11 protein-coding genes are annotated in these 14660 nt (G+C 72.1%); 8 read left to right on the top strand and 3 right to left on the bottom strand.

Translation table 11 applies throughout. The annotated features are described in order from the left end of the window. The first annotated feature begins 127 nt into the window (after nucleotides 1–127). Nucleotides 128–1093, top strand: coding sequence for a DUF3048 domain-containing protein (locus tag ACIRRU_RS22195; RefSeq protein WP_403683169.1), 966 nt, complete (start codon nucleotides 128–130; stop codon nucleotides 1091–1093). 68 nt (nucleotides 1094–1161) lie between these two features. Here ACIRRU_RS22195 and ACIRRU_RS22190 read toward each other — a convergent pair whose 3' ends face one another. Next, nucleotides 1162–2898, bottom strand: a complete 1737-nt coding sequence (locus ACIRRU_RS22190) for a discoidin domain-containing protein (protein WP_403683167.1) — start codon at nucleotides 2896–2898, stop codon at nucleotides 1162–1164. A 404-nt stretch (nucleotides 2899–3302) separates the two neighbouring features. Here ACIRRU_RS22190 and ACIRRU_RS22185 point away from each other — a divergent pair, with 404 nt between their 5' ends. Further along, nucleotides 3303–5492, top strand: coding sequence for a discoidin domain-containing protein (locus ACIRRU_RS22185; RefSeq protein ID WP_403683165.1), 2190 nt, complete (start codon nucleotides 3303–3305; stop codon nucleotides 5490–5492). A gap of 128 nt (nucleotides 5493–5620) precedes the next feature. Here ACIRRU_RS22185 and ACIRRU_RS22180 read toward each other — a convergent pair whose 3' ends face one another. Both ACIRRU_RS22180 and ACIRRU_RS22175 read right to left on the bottom strand, forming a co-directional pair. Next, nucleotides 5621–7042, bottom strand: coding sequence for a hypothetical protein (locus tag ACIRRU_RS22180; RefSeq protein ID WP_403683163.1), 1422 nt, complete (start codon nucleotides 7040–7042; stop codon nucleotides 5621–5623). Between the two features lie 257 nt (nucleotides 7043–7299). After that, a complete protein-coding gene (locus ACIRRU_RS22175) occupies nucleotides 7300–8343 on the bottom strand; it encodes a LacI family DNA-binding transcriptional regulator (protein WP_403683222.1) in 1044 nt (347 codons plus the stop codon). A 290-nt stretch (nucleotides 8344–8633) separates the two neighbouring features. Here ACIRRU_RS22175 and ACIRRU_RS22170 point away from each other — a divergent pair, with 290 nt between their 5' ends. The 6 genes from ACIRRU_RS22170 to ACIRRU_RS22145 all read left to right on the top strand — a co-directional run bounded on the left by ACIRRU_RS22170 (nucleotide 8634) and on the right by ACIRRU_RS22145 (nucleotide 14657). Then, nucleotides 8634–9779 carry a Gfo/Idh/MocA family protein gene (locus ACIRRU_RS22170; protein WP_403683161.1) on the top strand — a complete coding sequence of 382 codons (1146 nt, stop codon included), beginning with the start codon at nucleotides 8634–8636 and terminating at the stop codon, nucleotides 9777–9779. After that, nucleotides 9776–10699 (top strand): PmoA family protein, encoded by a 924-nt coding sequence (locus ACIRRU_RS22165; protein ID WP_403683160.1) that lies wholly within the window; start codon nucleotides 9776–9778, stop codon nucleotides 10697–10699. Before ACIRRU_RS22170 ends, ACIRRU_RS22165 begins: the two co-directional genes overlap by 4 nt. Next, nucleotides 10693–11421 carry a cupin domain-containing protein gene (locus tag ACIRRU_RS22160; protein ID WP_403683158.1) on the top strand — a complete coding sequence of 243 codons (729 nt, stop codon included), beginning with the start codon at nucleotides 10693–10695 and terminating at the stop codon, nucleotides 11419–11421. The genes ACIRRU_RS22165 and ACIRRU_RS22160 overlap by 7 nt, the downstream gene beginning before the upstream one ends. A 91-nt stretch (nucleotides 11422–11512) precedes the next feature. Further along, nucleotides 11513–12850 carry an ABC transporter substrate-binding protein gene (locus ACIRRU_RS22155; protein WP_403683157.1) on the top strand — a complete coding sequence of 446 codons (1338 nt, stop codon included), beginning with the start codon at nucleotides 11513–11515 and terminating at the stop codon, nucleotides 12848–12850. Then, on the top strand, nucleotides 12847–13824 hold the full coding sequence (locus ACIRRU_RS22150; protein WP_363203642.1) for a sugar ABC transporter permease: 978 nt from the start codon (nucleotides 12847–12849) through the stop codon (nucleotides 13822–13824). Before ACIRRU_RS22155 ends, ACIRRU_RS22150 begins: the two co-directional genes overlap by 4 nt. Further along, nucleotides 13821–14657 (top strand): carbohydrate ABC transporter permease, encoded by an 837-nt coding sequence (locus ACIRRU_RS22145; protein ID WP_363203643.1) that lies wholly within the window; start codon nucleotides 13821–13823, stop codon nucleotides 14655–14657. Before ACIRRU_RS22150 ends, ACIRRU_RS22145 begins: the two co-directional genes overlap by 4 nt. Nucleotides 14658–14660 lie beyond the last annotated feature (3 nt).

The raw sequence follows: 14660 nt of genomic DNA, 5'->3' as shown, positions 1-14660 counted from the left end.
CCGGGGACTTCCGCGGTCGCCCTGGCGGCCGCGAGCGGGCCCGCCGCGTGATGATGGAGGGAAGAGGGCAGCGACACGGCAGCGCTCCGCCGGGGCGGCCGGCCGGTGCCCCGGAAGGGCGGTCGCCATGTCCGCAGCCGGAGTGAAGAGGTGGGTCACGGCGCTGTTCGCCGCTCTGGCCCTGGGCGTCCTCGCGGTGGGGTGCACGGGCGGGAACGGCTCGGGACCATCGCCCCGGGCCAGCTCCCCGTCCGGGACGGACACGGGTGCGGCCACGGACACGAAGGTGCTCGCCGTGAAGATCGACAACGTGGCGCCCGCCCGGCCCCACACCGGTCTGGAACGGGCCGACATCGTCTACGTCGAGCAGGTGGAGGCCGGACTCAGCCGGATCCTCGCCGTCTACTCCTCCGAGGTGCCGCCGGTGATCGGCCCGGTCCGCAGCGCCCGGGAGACCGACCTGGAGCTGCTGCGCCAGTTCGACCGGCCCACGCTCGCGTTCTCCGGGGCCCAGAGCGGACTGCTGCCCCTCATCGGCCGCGCCCCGCTGGACGCCGTGCCGCCGTCGGAGGTCCCGGAGGCCTACGTCCGCGATCCCGGCCGGCCCGCCCCGCACAACCTCTACCTGCGGCCCGCGCGGATCCCGTACACCGCGTCGGGCGTGGCGGCCGCCGAGGCGCTGGGGCTGCGCTTCGGTGCGGCGCCGCCCGGCGGGACGGCGACGGACAGCCGTACGGTGCGCTTCCCGTCCGCCTCCGTGACCTTCACCTGGTCCGCCGGGACCGCCCGGTGGCTGGTCGCGCTCGACGGCGCCCCCGCCCGCACGAGCGAGGGCGGGCGCCTGGGGGCCGGGACGGTGATCGTGCAGGACGTGACCGTCCGCCCGTCGTCGTTCGGCGACCGCTCCGGGAACAACACCCCGTTCACCGAGACCACGGGCTCGGGCACCGCGCACGTCCTGCGCGACGGCAGGGCGTACGAGGCCCGCTGGACACGGACCTCGACGGACTCGCCCACACGGTTCACCACACCGGACGGCGGGCGGATCGACCTGGCCGACGGCCCCCTCTGGATCGTGTACGAACCCCGCTGAGCCGTGCGCGGACGCGGTGCGGTCCGGACCACCGCCGTGGTCCGGACCGGGCGTGTGGTGGGTGCCCGCTACCGCCAGACCCTGACGTAGTCGACGCTCAGCTTCTGCGGGAAGCGTGTCGTGGCGTCGGGCGGTCCGGGCCAGTCACCGCCGACCGCGTTGTTGAGGATGAGGAAGAAGTCGTGGTCGAAGACCCACGGTCCCCGGGTGCGCTCCAGCCGCTCCTTGTTGACGGTGTGCGTGACCCGGCCGTCGACCCGGAACGTCATGCCCGCGCCGTCCCAGTCCATGGCGAAGGTGTGGAAGCCGTCGGCGAAGTCCGCGCCGCCGGGCAGTGAGTACGGCGCCCCGTACCCGGCCGCGCCGTGGTAGGCGGGGGCGTGCAGCGTGGAGTAGGTGGTGCCGGGCTCCTTGCCGACGTGCTCCATGATGTCGATCTCCCCGGTGTACGGCCATGGCCGCCCCCGGTCGAAGTAGTCCGCGCCGAGCATCCAGAACGCGGGCCACAGCCCCTGCGTGCCGGAGACCTTGATCCGGGCCTCGACCCGGCCGTAGGTGAACTGGAACCTCCCGTAGGTGTTGAGCCGCGCCGAGGTGTACTGGCAGGTCGTGCTGCCGCTCAGCGGGTCGCGCGGACAGGACGAGCCCGGTGTCTCCTCACGGCGGGCCTCCAGGACGAGGTTGCCGTCGCCGTCGTGGGCGGCGTTGCGGTTGTCGGTGTAGTACTCCAGCTCGTTGTTGGGGCCGGGGCCCGTCTCCACGACCCACTTGGCGGGGTCGGGCGCCGTCCCCGCAGGGCCGTCGAACTCGTCGCTGAAGACCAGCCGGTCGTAGTCGGGGGCGGGCGGCAGCGGTGGCGCGGGGTTCGGCGCTCCGCCGGTGCCCCAGACCTGGAACTCCCAGAGGGAGTAGCCGTACGGACCGCTGCGCCGCGTGGCGTGGAGCCGTACGTGACGCCCGGTGCCGCGCACGTCCAGGGTCTCCCTGAAACCGGCGCCCGTCGCGGTCTCGTACATCGTCGTCCAGTCGGTGCCGTTGTCGGACACCTCGACGCGGTAGGCCGTGGCGTAGGCCGGGTCCCACTGGAGGACCACCCGGTGGATCTCGGCGCGGGCGCCCAGGTCCACCGCGATCCACCCCGGGTCGCTCCAGCCGCCCTCGGGGCTGGTGGCCCAGCGGCTGGCGGGGTCCCGGTCGAACGCCTTGTCCGGGGAGCACTCCCAGCAGGTGCCGTCGTGCTGCGAGGTCGAGGCCGAACCGGGCTTGCCGTAGGAGAGCAGGACGTCGCCGTCGCCGGGGGCGGGGCCCCCGGTGGAGGAGTAGACCTGGAACTCGTGGAGGGAGTAGCCCCAAGGGGTGGCGCGCTCGGTGCCGTGCATCCGGATGTACCGGCCGGTCCCGGAGACGGCCAGGGTTTCGGTCCCTCCGGGGCCGTTCGTGGTGGAGTGGACGGTCGTCCACCGCTCCCCGTCGTCGGAGACCTCCAGCCGGTAGCCGCGGGCGTACGCGGCCTCCCAGACCAGGACCACCTGACTGACCGGGGTGCGCGCGCCCAGGTCGACGCGGAGCCACTCGTCGTCGGTGAAGCCGCTGGACCAGCGGGTGGCCGGGTCACCGTCCACGGCGCCGGAAGCGGCGAAGGGCCCTTCGGCGCTGGAGGCGGTGACGGGCTTGCCCTGGGAGACGAGAACGGGCGCGGCGACGGCCCGTTCCGGGGTGAGGGCGACCGAGAGGGTGAACAGGAGGGCTACGGCGGCCAGGACCGCAAGGGCACCGCGCGACCGTGGTGTGCCACGGGCTTTCATGCGAACTCCTAGGGGGCTCTACAGCGGGGTCGGTGCCGAGAGAGCGCTCCCCCGCTAACGGGAGCGTGGCGTCCGAGATGCCAACCGTCAAGGGATCGCGCGGGGCCGGTACCGGGGAGCCGAGGCGGCCGTCTCTCGGTTGACCCATCTGATGGGCCAACAACTCTGTTGCTGAGTTCGAGAGATGAAGCATCACGCAGGCCGGTGCGCCGACGGCGACGATCCTGTGCACAACTCTTGACGCGACGGAAACACGGGAGAATTATTCGAGCACCGAGAGAGCGCTCTCTCCTCCTGGGGGCGCGCATCCGCCCCCGCCCTTCCGTTCGGCACCTCACAGGTCACACGTCGCATCACGCGCGTCGCACCCCGCATCTGCTACCTGACACCTCGGGAGATCCGTCATGTCCGTTGCTCTCGCCAGACCCTCGCGGCCCCCGGCGGCCGCGACCCCGCGCCTACGCGCGCTCACTCTCGTCCTCATCACCGTCCTGGTCGCGGCGCTCCTCTCGGCCGTGGGGTCCCCCTCCGCCCAGGCCGCCCCGGTCCTGCTCTCGCAGGGTGCGGCGGTCACCGCGTCGAGTCAGGAGAACGGCGGTACCGGCGCGGGCAACGCCGTCGACGGGAACGGCGGGACGCGCTGGTCCAGCGCGTTCTCCGACCCGCAGTGGATACGCATCGACCTGGGGTCGTCGGCGGCCGTCAGCCGGGTCGACCTGGCCTGGGAGGGCGCGTACGCGAAGGGCTACCGGATCGAGCTCTCGACGGACGGCAGCAGGTGGACGACCGCGTACAGCACCACCACCGGCCGGGGCGGCAACGAGACGCTGAACGTCTCCGGCGACGCCCGCTACGTACGCCTCACGGGGACCGAGCGGGCCACCGGATACGGTTATTCGCTCTGGGAGTTCCAGGTGTTCGGGACGCGGGGCGGGGGTGGTCCCGAGATCCCGGGTGGCGGTGATCTCGGCCCGAACGTGCATGTCTTCGACCCGTCCACGCCCGACATCCAGGGCAAGGTCGACGCGATCTTCAAACAGCAGGAGTCGGCGCAGTTCGGCAGCGGACGCCACGCGCTGATGTTCAAGCCCGGCACGTACGACAACCTCAACGCGCAGATCGGCTTCTACACCCAGATCGCCGGGCTGGGCCTGCACCCCAACGACACCACCTTCAACGGTGACGTGACCGTCGACGCCGGCTGGTTCAACGGCAACGCCACCCAGAACTTCTGGCGCTCGGCGGAGAACCTCACCCTCAACCCGGTGAACGGCACCAACCGCTGGGCGGTCTCCCAGGCCGCCCCCTTCCGCCGCATGCACGTCAAGGGCGGACTCAACCTCGCCCCCGACGGCTACGGCTGGGCCAGCGGCGGCTACATCGCCGACAGCAAGATCGACGGCACCGTCGGCCCCTACTCCCAGCAGCAGTGGTACACCCGCGACAGCTCCGTCGGCGGCTGGACCAACGCGGTGTGGAACATGACGTTCTCCGGGGTGCAGGGCGCTCCCGCGGCGAGCTACCCGAAGCCGCCGTACACCACCCTGGACACCACTCCGATCTCCCGCGAGAAGCCGTTCCTCTACCTCGACGGCAACGAGTACAAGGTCTTCGTCCCGGCCAAGCGGGTCAACGCGCGGGGCGTCTCGTGGGCCGGCGGGACCCAGCAGGGCGAGTCCCTGCCGCTGAGCCGGTTCTACGTCGTCAAGGCGGGCGCCACCGCCGCGACCATCAACGCCGCGCTCGCCCAGGGGCTGAACCTGCTCTTCACCCCGGGCGTCTACCACATCGACCGGACCATCAACGTCGACCGGGCGAACACAGTCGTCCTGGGCCTCGGTCTGGCGACGATCATCCCGGACAACGGGGTGACCGCGATGAAGGTCGCCGACGTCGACGGGGTCAAACTGGCGGGCTTCCTCATCGACGCCGGTCCGGTCAACTCCCCGACGCTGCTGGAGGTCGGGCCGCAGGGGGCCTCGGCCGACCACTCGGCCAACCCGACGTCGCTCCAGGACGTGTTCGTACGCATCGGCGGCGCGGGCCCCGGCAAGGCGACCACCAGCGTCGTCGTCAACAGCGACGACACCATCATCGACCACACCTGGGTCTGGCGCGCCGACCACGGCGAGGGCTGGGGCTGGGAGACCAACCGCGCCGACTACGGCGTCCGCGTCAACGGCGACGACGTCCTGGCCACCGGCCTGTTCGTCGAACACTTCAACAAGTACGACGTCGAGTGGTACGGCGAACGCGGCCGCACCATCTTCTTCCAGAACGAGAAGGCCTACGACGCCCCCAACCAGGCCGCCATCCAGAACGGCACCACCAAGGGCTACGCCGCCTACCGCGTCGACGACTCCGTCACCCAGCACGAAGGCTGGGGCATGGGCAGCTACTGCTACTACAACGTGGATCCCACCATCATCCAGGAGCACGGCTTCAAGGCCCCGGTGAAGCCAGGGGTCCGCTTCCACAACCTGCTGGTGGTGTCCCTGGGCGGCAACGGCCAGTACGAGCACGTGATCAACGACGTCGGCTCCCCCACCTCGGGGACGTCGACCATCCCGTCGACCGTCACCAACTTCCCCTGATCCAGGGGTGGTCATCGCACGTCGGCCCCCGCCGCCCGCTTCGGGCGGCGGGGGCCGACGTGCGGAGCCGGGGCGGGGGCCGCCCCGGCCGAAGCGGTTAGGCAGGCCCGAACGGCTCCGGTGCGTTCTCAGGCGAACCGCAGCCGGTTCCCCGTGGTGTTGCGCGCCATGAGGAGGGTGAGGAAGGCCTGCCCGGCCATCGCGCCGATGCGGTGCTCACGTCCGTAGTAGGTGTTCTCCCCCGAGGGACCGTAGGTGCGGCCGTCGGGGAAGCGGGCCATCAGCCGGAGCTGTTCCTCGTTGTGCAGCCGCTCCCAGGTCGCGGCGGCCGGGTCGATCCCGGTGTCCTGCGCGGTGAGCGAGACCAGCAGGTCGAAATTGCCGAAGTAGAACGGGAAGTGCGTGCCCCAGTCGTTGCCCTCCGGGTAGTGGATCTCGCCGGAGCCGGGCTGGTAGATCGTCCGCCTCGTGCCGTCGGGGTCCGGGAACTCCTTGTCGACCAGGGCGGAGTAGACCCGGGTGATGTTGTGCAGGGCGGCGCGCGGGGCGGGGAGGTCGGCGAGGCCGAAGACGAACCCCTGGTAGAGGCTCTGGTCGAAGGCGACCATGTACAGCGGGTGCAGGATGTTGTGGTTGTCCAGGGTCCCGTCGTCGGCGATGTTGGTGCCGCGCAGCCAGGTCGCCAGCCGGATGCCGTCGAGCGTCGTGTCGCCCGTGAGGTCGGCGGGGCAGGCGGCCGCCGCCACCAGCAGTTCGATGTTGCGGTGCCGCCACACCGCGGCGTGCGGATGGCCGGGCATCATCACCGCGGCCAGGGAGAGGACGGCGGCGCTCCAGTTGTCCTCCTCGGCCTTGCTGTCGCCGGGGGTGACCACACTGCCGTCGCGGCGCTTCTCGTAGAGCTGGTGACCACCACGGCCCACCAGGTACAGATCGTCGCCGGTGGTCAGCCGGTCCGCCTCCCAGGCGGTCATCGCGGCGAGGTCGCCCCGCGCCTTCGCGTCCAGCTCGTCCCAGAACAACCAGCCCGCGAGCGCGGTGTAGTACGCCCAGAGCGCCGTCTGCCAGCCGTCGCCCCACCGCGTGGCGGCCTCGGTGTTGTTGGCCCGGTGCCGGGCGGCGAGTGTGCGGATGAGGTTGCGGGTCCGGACGGTGGCGTTGGCGGCGGAGAGCGTCGCCGGGTCGTACACCCCGGTGACCAGGGCGGTGGCGGTGGCGACGGCGGCCATGGCGGGCAGCCGGACGGCCCGCTCGTCGGTGCCCTTGAGGTCGATGTAGCCGTCCGGGAGATACGTCCGGTAGGTGCCCGCGTACCAGGGGCCGATGAGGTAGCGGGCGCTGCCCGCCAGGATCGCGGTGATCCGCCGCCCGGCCGCGTCGGCCGCCGGGCAGGCGCCGATGGACCTCCGGTCGACGGGGACGACCTCGCCCGCCGCCACCGTGCGGGCCCTCGCGTGCGCGGAGGCCGGCAGGCCGAACGCGGCGGAGGTGCCGAGGGCGAGCGAGCCGCCGAGGAGAGTGCGGCGGGACAAGCGGTGCGGAGAGTTCATACGGCGCTCCCGGAGGATGAGGTGCGGATGAGGTTCCGTGCCGTGCCGTGCTTGCCGTGCCCGTGCTTGCGTGCCGTGCTTGTGCCGTTCTTGTGCCGTGCCGTACTTGCCGTGCGGCGCCCAGGGCGCGGGCGGGGGTCGGTGCCGCTTCGTGCCTGTGCCGTGTTCGTGCCACGCGCGGCGGTGCCCCGGGCGCGCGTCCCTGCCGTGCTCGTGCGGCGGCCGGGGCGCGGGTGTGCGTGCGGGCCGGAAACGCGCTACCCGCGCAAGGGCCGTCGTACCCCGTTCGTGGACTCCCGTACCTCCAACTGGTGCGGCGCGATACGGACTTCGTACGGCAGGGGCCCTTCCGTGCCGATCCGGGCGGCCAGGCAGTCGACGGCGAGCGAGGCGATGGCCGCCTTGTCGGGGACCACGGAGGTGAGCGAGGGCGTCGCGTAGAGCGCCTCGCCCGAGCCGTCCACGCCCGCCAGCGCCACGTCGCCCGGGACGTCGAGGCCCGCCTCGTACAGCGCCCTGCGGGCTCCGACGGCGAGCAGGTCGCTGAAGCAGAACACGGCGTCGGGCCGGGCGGCGGCGGGCAGCCCGAGCAGCGCGCGCATCGCCGCGAGCCCGTTGGGCCGGTCGAACTCCCCCACCGGCGCGGCGAGTCGGGGATCGTAGGTCAGTCCCGCCTCGTGCAACGCCTGCTGGAAACCTTCCAGGCGCTGCCTGCTGGTGGCCGAGCGCTGCTCGTCCACCCCGATCGCCCCGATCCTGGTGTGCCCCAGTGCCGCCAGGTGCGCGGTGACCTCGCGGGCGGCGGCGACGTTGTCGATCAGCACATGGTCGGCCACGACCTGACCGCTGCCGTAGTCGCGCTCGCCGAGCAGCACCAGCGGGAACTCGTCGGCCACCGGGGCGAGATCGCCCGGCGAGACACGCAGCGGCGAGAGGATCACCCCGTCCAGCAGCGACGCGCCGACCCCGGTCGCCAAGCGCAGTTCCTCGCGGGCGTCGCCCCGGGTCTCCTCGATCAGCACCGTGAAGCCACGCGCGGAGGCCTCACGCCCGACGTGGTGCGCCAGTTCGGCGAAGTAGGGCGTGCCGAGGTCCGGGACGGCGAGCGCGATCAGTCCGCTGCGGCCGGTACGCAGCCGCCGGGCCGAGGGGTTGGGGCGGTAGCCCAGCTCCCCCACCGCCGCCAGCACCCGGGTCCGGGTCGCTTCGGAGACTCGGGGCGCGTTGCGTACAACGTTGGACACCGTCTTGATCGATACGCCCGCGCGCTCCGCCACGTCCTTCAGCGTGACCGCCGCCATGAACCGTCCCCCCATCATCGTTTTCTTTGATTATGCACAGCCCAGAGACCCTTGCCCCCGGCAAGGGGGTGGTCGGATTGCTTGCCGACGGAGGGTTGACCTCGGGGATACACGGCGGTTACAACGTTGGAACAACAGGAATCCGGACCGGTCGTTTCCGGCCGTCGAACGGTTCCACGCCAACGGCCCGGGTCGGCGCGCGGACCGTCCCGCGTCGGTCGCCGCAGCGTCCGGACGCCCGACGGGACCGACCGCCTCACGCGACCCGACCGCCTCACGAGAGGGGCTTCATGTCTTCGCACCGCTCGCCCACCCCGCTGCGCACCGCCGTGGTCGGCGCGGGAGGGATCGCCCGCACCAGCCATCTGCCCGCGCTGCGGACGCTGGCCGACGAAGGGAAGGTGGAGGTCGTGGCGGCGGTGGATGTCGTCGAGGCGGCGGCGCGCTCGCTGGCCGAGGAGGAGTCGATCCCGTACCACGGCACCGGCCTGGAGGCGATGCTCGCGGAAGTGCGGCCGGACCTGGTGGTGCTGTGCACCCCGCCCGCCGTGCACCGCGAACAGTCCGTGGCCGCGCTGAGGGCGGGGGCCTGGGTCTGGTGCGAGAAGCCGCCGTGCCCGTCGCTGGCCGACTACGACGCGATCGAGGCGGCCGCGACCGGCGGCGCCGGCGACCCCTGTGCCGCCATCGTCTTCCAGCACCGCTTCGGCTCGGGGGCGCGCCATGTCCGGGCACTGCTGGAGCGCGGCGCGCTGGGCAGGCCACTGGTCGCGCACTGCCAGACCACCTGGTACCGCGACAGCGCCTACTACGCCGTGCCTTGGCGCGGGCGGTGGGCGACCGAGGGCGGCGGACCGGCGATGGGCCACGGCATCCACCAGACGGATCTGCTGCTGGACCTGCTGGGCCCGTGGTCCGAGGTGCACGGGATGGCCGCGCGCCTGGTCCACGACGTGGAGACGGAGGACGTGTCCACCGCGCAGATCCGCTTCTCCTCCGGCGCGGTGGCGACCCTGGTCAACAGCGTGCTCAGCCCGGACGAGGTGAGCCGCATCCGGATCGACTGCGAGCGGGCCACGGTCGAGCTCACGCATCTGTACGGCTACGGCAACGCGGACTGGCGCATCACCCCCGCACCGGGCGTACCGGAGCAGACCGTGCGGGAGTGGCGCGACTTCGGCGCCGACGAACCGAGCTCCCACCTCGCCCAGCTCCGCGTCCTGGTCGACGACATCGCCCTGGGCCGCCGCCACCCGACGAGCGGCGCGGGCGGGCGGCGCACGCTGGAGCTGATCACCGCGCTGTACAAGTCCGCGTTCACCGGGACCACCGTCCGGGCCGGGGAGATCGGTCCGGGCGACCCCTACTACACCGCACTGCACGGCGACGCCCCGGGCTGGGCCCCGGCGGGCGTACCGGAGGAGGACCGCGCATGACCCTCTCGCTGAGCCACGTCCACGGGGACCGGATCACCGTCTCGTACGGAGCGACGGATCTGCTCGCCTACGTCTACCGGCCCGAAGCGGCCTGGGAGGCCCCCAAGCCGTATCTGCACCCGGTCCGCACCCTGTCCGGTGCGACGGTCACCGACTACCGCCCCAACGACCACCGCTGGCACAAGGGGCTCCAGCTCACCGCCTCGCATCTGTCGGGGCAGAACCTGTGGGGCGGCAACACCTATGTGCACGGCGAGGGCTATCTCGCCCTGCCGGACCGGATCGGTTCGATGGCCCACACCGCCTTCGAGGAGGTGGCCGTAGCCCCGGACCGCGCCGTCATCGCCGAACGCCTCACCTGGCACCCGTACGACGGCACGCTGTGGGCCGACGAGGAGCGCCGCATCGAGGTGCGTGACGTGGACGCGGAGGCGGGGAGCTGGTCCCTGACGTGGACGTCGTCGGTCACCAACCGGCGCGAGGAGCCGTTGCGCTTCGGCAGCCCGACCACGCACGGCCGCCCCGCCGCCGGGTACACCGGGCTCTTCTGGCGCGGACCGCGCGCCTTCCGGGACGGCCATGTCTTCACCGCCGGACACGACGGCCGGGACGGTGACCTGATGGGCGGTCAGGCGCCGTGGCTGGCCTACAGCGGTGAGCACGACGACCGGGACGGGCACGCCACCGTCGTCTTCGAGCACGCGCGGTCCAACGACCACCTCGGCGAGAAGGGGACGCATCCGGCGCACTGGTTCGTCCGCACCGACCCGTTCGCCGCCGTCGCCCCGTCCTGGGCCTTCTCCGAGGAGCTGGTCCTGGCCCCCGGGGACACCCTGAGCCGTGGCTACCGCGTCCATGTGGCCGACGGGGCCTGGGACCGGGAGCGAGTCGCCGCCCACCTGGAGGCGCACCCGTGGTGACCTCGGCGTACGACGGCTTCCCCGGCGGGGTCGGGGTGTCCCGGCTCTCCGTCTACGACTGGCCGACCGTGGAAGGGCTGCCGGGCGGCGGCACCCCGCATCTCCATCTGGCCTGCACCGAGGGGTACGTGGTGACCGCCGGGCGCGGCGCGGTGCAGACGCTGACCACTTCGGGGTACCGGGAAACGCCGCTGGAGCCGGGCGTCGTGGCCTGGTTCACCCCGGGCACGATCCACCGCCTGGTCAACGACGGCGGTCTGGAGATCACCGTGGTGATGCAGAACAGCGGGCTGCCGGAGGCGGGGGACGCGGTCCTCACGCTGCCGCCGGACCAGCTGGTGGACGAGGCTACGTACGCCGCCGCCGTCCGTATCCCCACCGGTCTCCCGGAGGCCGGGCAGGCGCGGGTCGCCCGTGCCCGCCGCGATCTGGCCACCCGGCGGTTCCTGGAGCTGCGCGCGGCGACCGAGGCCGGGGAGCCGGGTCCGCTCGCCGACTTCCAGCGGGCGGCCGCCGAGCTGGTCCGGTCCCGGCTCGACGACTGGGAACAGCGCTGGCGCGAGGGCGCCGAGGCCGCGGCCGGGACGACCGGAGCCCATCTCGGCGCGCTGCGCGAGCGGGACGTCCGCCACCTCGCCGGGGCCCGCGTCGCCTCGACCGGGCCGACCGCCACCGGCCGGTTCGGCATGTGCGGCCGACTGGCCGTCTACCAGGGCATCTGACCAACCGCGGGGTACCGCCCCACAGTTCCCCCGACCCGCGCCCCTCCCCGGGCCCTCTTCCCCATCCGCCTCACCTCCCCTGGAGGGAACCATGTCCGAGCCCCCCGAGGGCCGACGCCGTCTCCCGGGCCGGCGGGCCTTCCTGGCCGCCGCCGGGGCCGGTGCCGGCACCGCCCTGGCCGGGTCGCTGTCCGCCTGCTCCGCCACCGGAAGCGGCTCGTCCAAGGGCGTCACGCTCACCTTCTCCTGGTGGGGCAACGACGACCGCGCCGCACGCACCGAACAGGCCGTCCGGCTCTTCGAGAAGGAGAACCCGCGGGTCCGGGTCGCCACGTCCAACGCCGACTTCGGCTCGTACATGCAGAAGCTCGCCACCCAGGCGGCGGGCGGCGGCATCCCGGACGTGGCGCAGCTGGACTACCGGCAGGTGTCGCAGTACGCGGGCGGCGGCGCGCTCCTGCCGCTCGGCGACGCCGTGTCCGAGGGCGCGATCCGCAGCGACGCCATGGACGCGGAGTTCGTGCGCACCGGGACGTACGAGGGCGAGCAGTACGCCATGCCGATGGGCCGGGGCATCACCGGGTTCGCCTACGACACCCGGCTGTACCGGAAGGCGGGGGTCGCCACCCCGCACCCCGGCTGGACCTGGCGGGAGTGGACGGCGGCCGCCCGGAGGATCACCGCGCTGGGCGAGCGGTCGCCGGACGGGCGGGCGGTGGGCGGCGCCAACGACGGGGGCGTCAACGAGGACGTCTTCGAGGTGTGGCTGCGCAGCCGGGGCGGGCGGCTCTACGCGAGCCAGACCCGGCTGGGATTCACCGAGGACGACCTCACCGAGTTCTGGACCTTCTACGACGACCTGCGCGAGGAGGGGGTCGTCGCGCGGGCCGAGGACACCTCGCAGGCGACGACCACCGAGACCTCCCCGATGGGCCGTCGGCTGGTCGCCGCGGACTTCACCTGGGACGCGCCGTTTCCCGGCTATCCGGCGCTGCTCGGCGAGCAGGTGCGGTTCGCGCCCGTACCGACGACCGGCGGCCGCCAGGGCGCGTACTTCAAGCCGTCGATGCTCCTCGGCGTCGGAGCGCACACCGAGCACCCCGAGGAGGCGGCCGCGCTGGTGGACTTCCTTCTCAACGACCGGAGAGCCGGGGACGTCCTCGGCTTCTCCCGGTCCACTCCCCCCAACCGGACCATCGCCGCCCGCGTCGCGAAGACGCTCAAGGGGGCGGAGCTGGACATCTACCGGTACGCGCTGCGGATGGAGCAGTACGGCCTGGACGCCCCGCCGACGGCGCCGCCCCGCGGCGACGTGGCGATCCAGACCGCGTTCAACCGCACGTACCAGCGCGTCATGTACGGCCTGGCCACCCCCCGGCAGGCGGCGCGCGAACTCATCGACGAGGCGAAGCGGGAGCTGCGGTCATGAGCACGGTGTCGACCGAAGCGCCCGCGGGCGCCGACCGGGCGGCGGGACCGCCCCCGTCCGGCGGGCGAAAGCGCCGCCGACGGATCCGGCGGGAGAAGCAGTGGCCCGCCTACGTCTTCCTCACCCCGTGGATGCTCGGGGCGGCGGTGCTGACGCTGGTGCCGATGGCGGTGTCCCTGTATCTGTCGTTCACCGACTACAACCTCTTCGAGGCGCCGCGCTGGGTCGGGCTGCGCAACTACACGGAGATGCTCACCGAGGACCCGCGCTACTGGCGTTCGGTCGGCACGACCCTGCTGTACGTGGTGGTGGCCGTGCCGCTGAAGCTGGTCCTCGCGCTGGGCGCGGCGATGCTGCTCAAGAGCCTCGGCCGGGGCCGCTCCTTCTACCGCTCCGCGTTCTACGCGCCGTCGCTGCTCGGGGCGAGCATGACCATCGCCCTGGTGTGGCGGGCGCTGTTCAACGACGGCGGCACGGTCCCCGACCTGCTCGGGGCGGTCGGCATCGACAGCGGCGGCTGGGTCGGCGACCCGGACCTGGCGGTGTTCGTCGTGGTGCTGCTCACCGTGTGGCAGTTCGGCGCGCCGATGGTCATCTTCCTGGCCGGTCTCCAGCAGATCTCCCCGGACCTGTACGAGGCGGCGGAGCTGGACGGGGCGGGGCGGTGGCGGCAGTTCGTCTCCATCACGGTGCCGATGCTCTCGCCGGTGGTCTTCTTCAACCTGGTGCTGGAGATGATCCAGTCGTTCCAGGTGTTCACCCCGGCGTTCGCCATCAGCGGCGGCAGCGGCGGTCCGGCCGACTCGACCATGTTCTACACGCTCTATCTCTACGAACGCGGCTTCACCGCCTCGCACATGGGTTACGCGGCGGCCATGGCCTGGCTGCTGCTGATCGCCATCGGCGTGGTGACGCTGGTGCTCTTCAGGACGTCCCGGTCCTGGGTCTTCTACGCGGACGAGGAGGGGCGATGAATCCCGCCCTCAGGCGCTGGGCGCCGCACACGCTGGCTCTGCTGGGGCTGCTCGTCCTGCTGTATCCGCTGGCCTGGCTGCTGGCGACCTCGCTCAAGCCGGCCGACGAGGTGGTCACCAGCCTGGACCTGTGGCCGAGCAGTCTGGAGTGGTCGAACTACACGACCGCGCTGGAGGGTGTCTCCGGGGTCACGGTGAGCCGTCTGCTCGGCAACACGCTGCTGATCGCCGGCGGGGCCGTCCTCGGCAACGTCCTGTCGTGTTCGCTGGCCGCCTACGCCTTCGCCCGGCTGCGGTTCCGGATGAGCCGGGTGATGTTCGCCTTCATGGTGGCGACGCTGATGCTGCCGCACCACGTGGTGCTGATCCCGCAGTACATCATCTTCAACCAGCTCGGCATGGTGGACACCTACTGGCCGCTGATCCTGCCGAAGTTCCTGGCGACCGAGGCGTTCTTCGTCTTCCTCATCGTGCAGTTCATGCGCGGGCTGCCGCGCGAGCTGGAGGAGTCCGCGCGGATCGACGGCTGCGGCCCGTTCCGCACGTATCTGTCGATCACGCTGCCGCTGACCCGGCCCGCGCTGATCACCACGGCGATCTTCACGTTCATCTGGACGTGGAACGACTTCTTCACGCAGATGATCTACCTGTTCGCGCCGGAGAAGTTCACCATCACCCTCGCCCTGCGCTCCTTCGTGGACCAGTCCAGCACTTCCGCCTACGGGCCGATGTTCGCGATGTCGGTGATCTCGGTGCTGCCGATCGTGCTGTTCTTCTTCGTCTTCCAGCGCTATCTGGTGCAGGGCATGGCGACCACCGGACTGAAGGGCTGAGCA

It is taken from the genome of Streptomyces sp. NPDC101181 (genome assembly GCF_044767975.1).
In the GTDB taxonomy this organism is placed as follows: Bacteria; Actinomycetota; Actinomycetes; order Streptomycetales; family Streptomycetaceae; genus Streptomyces.
Note: the sequence above shows the minus strand (reverse complement) of the source record. Positions and strands in the feature narration are given on the sequence as shown.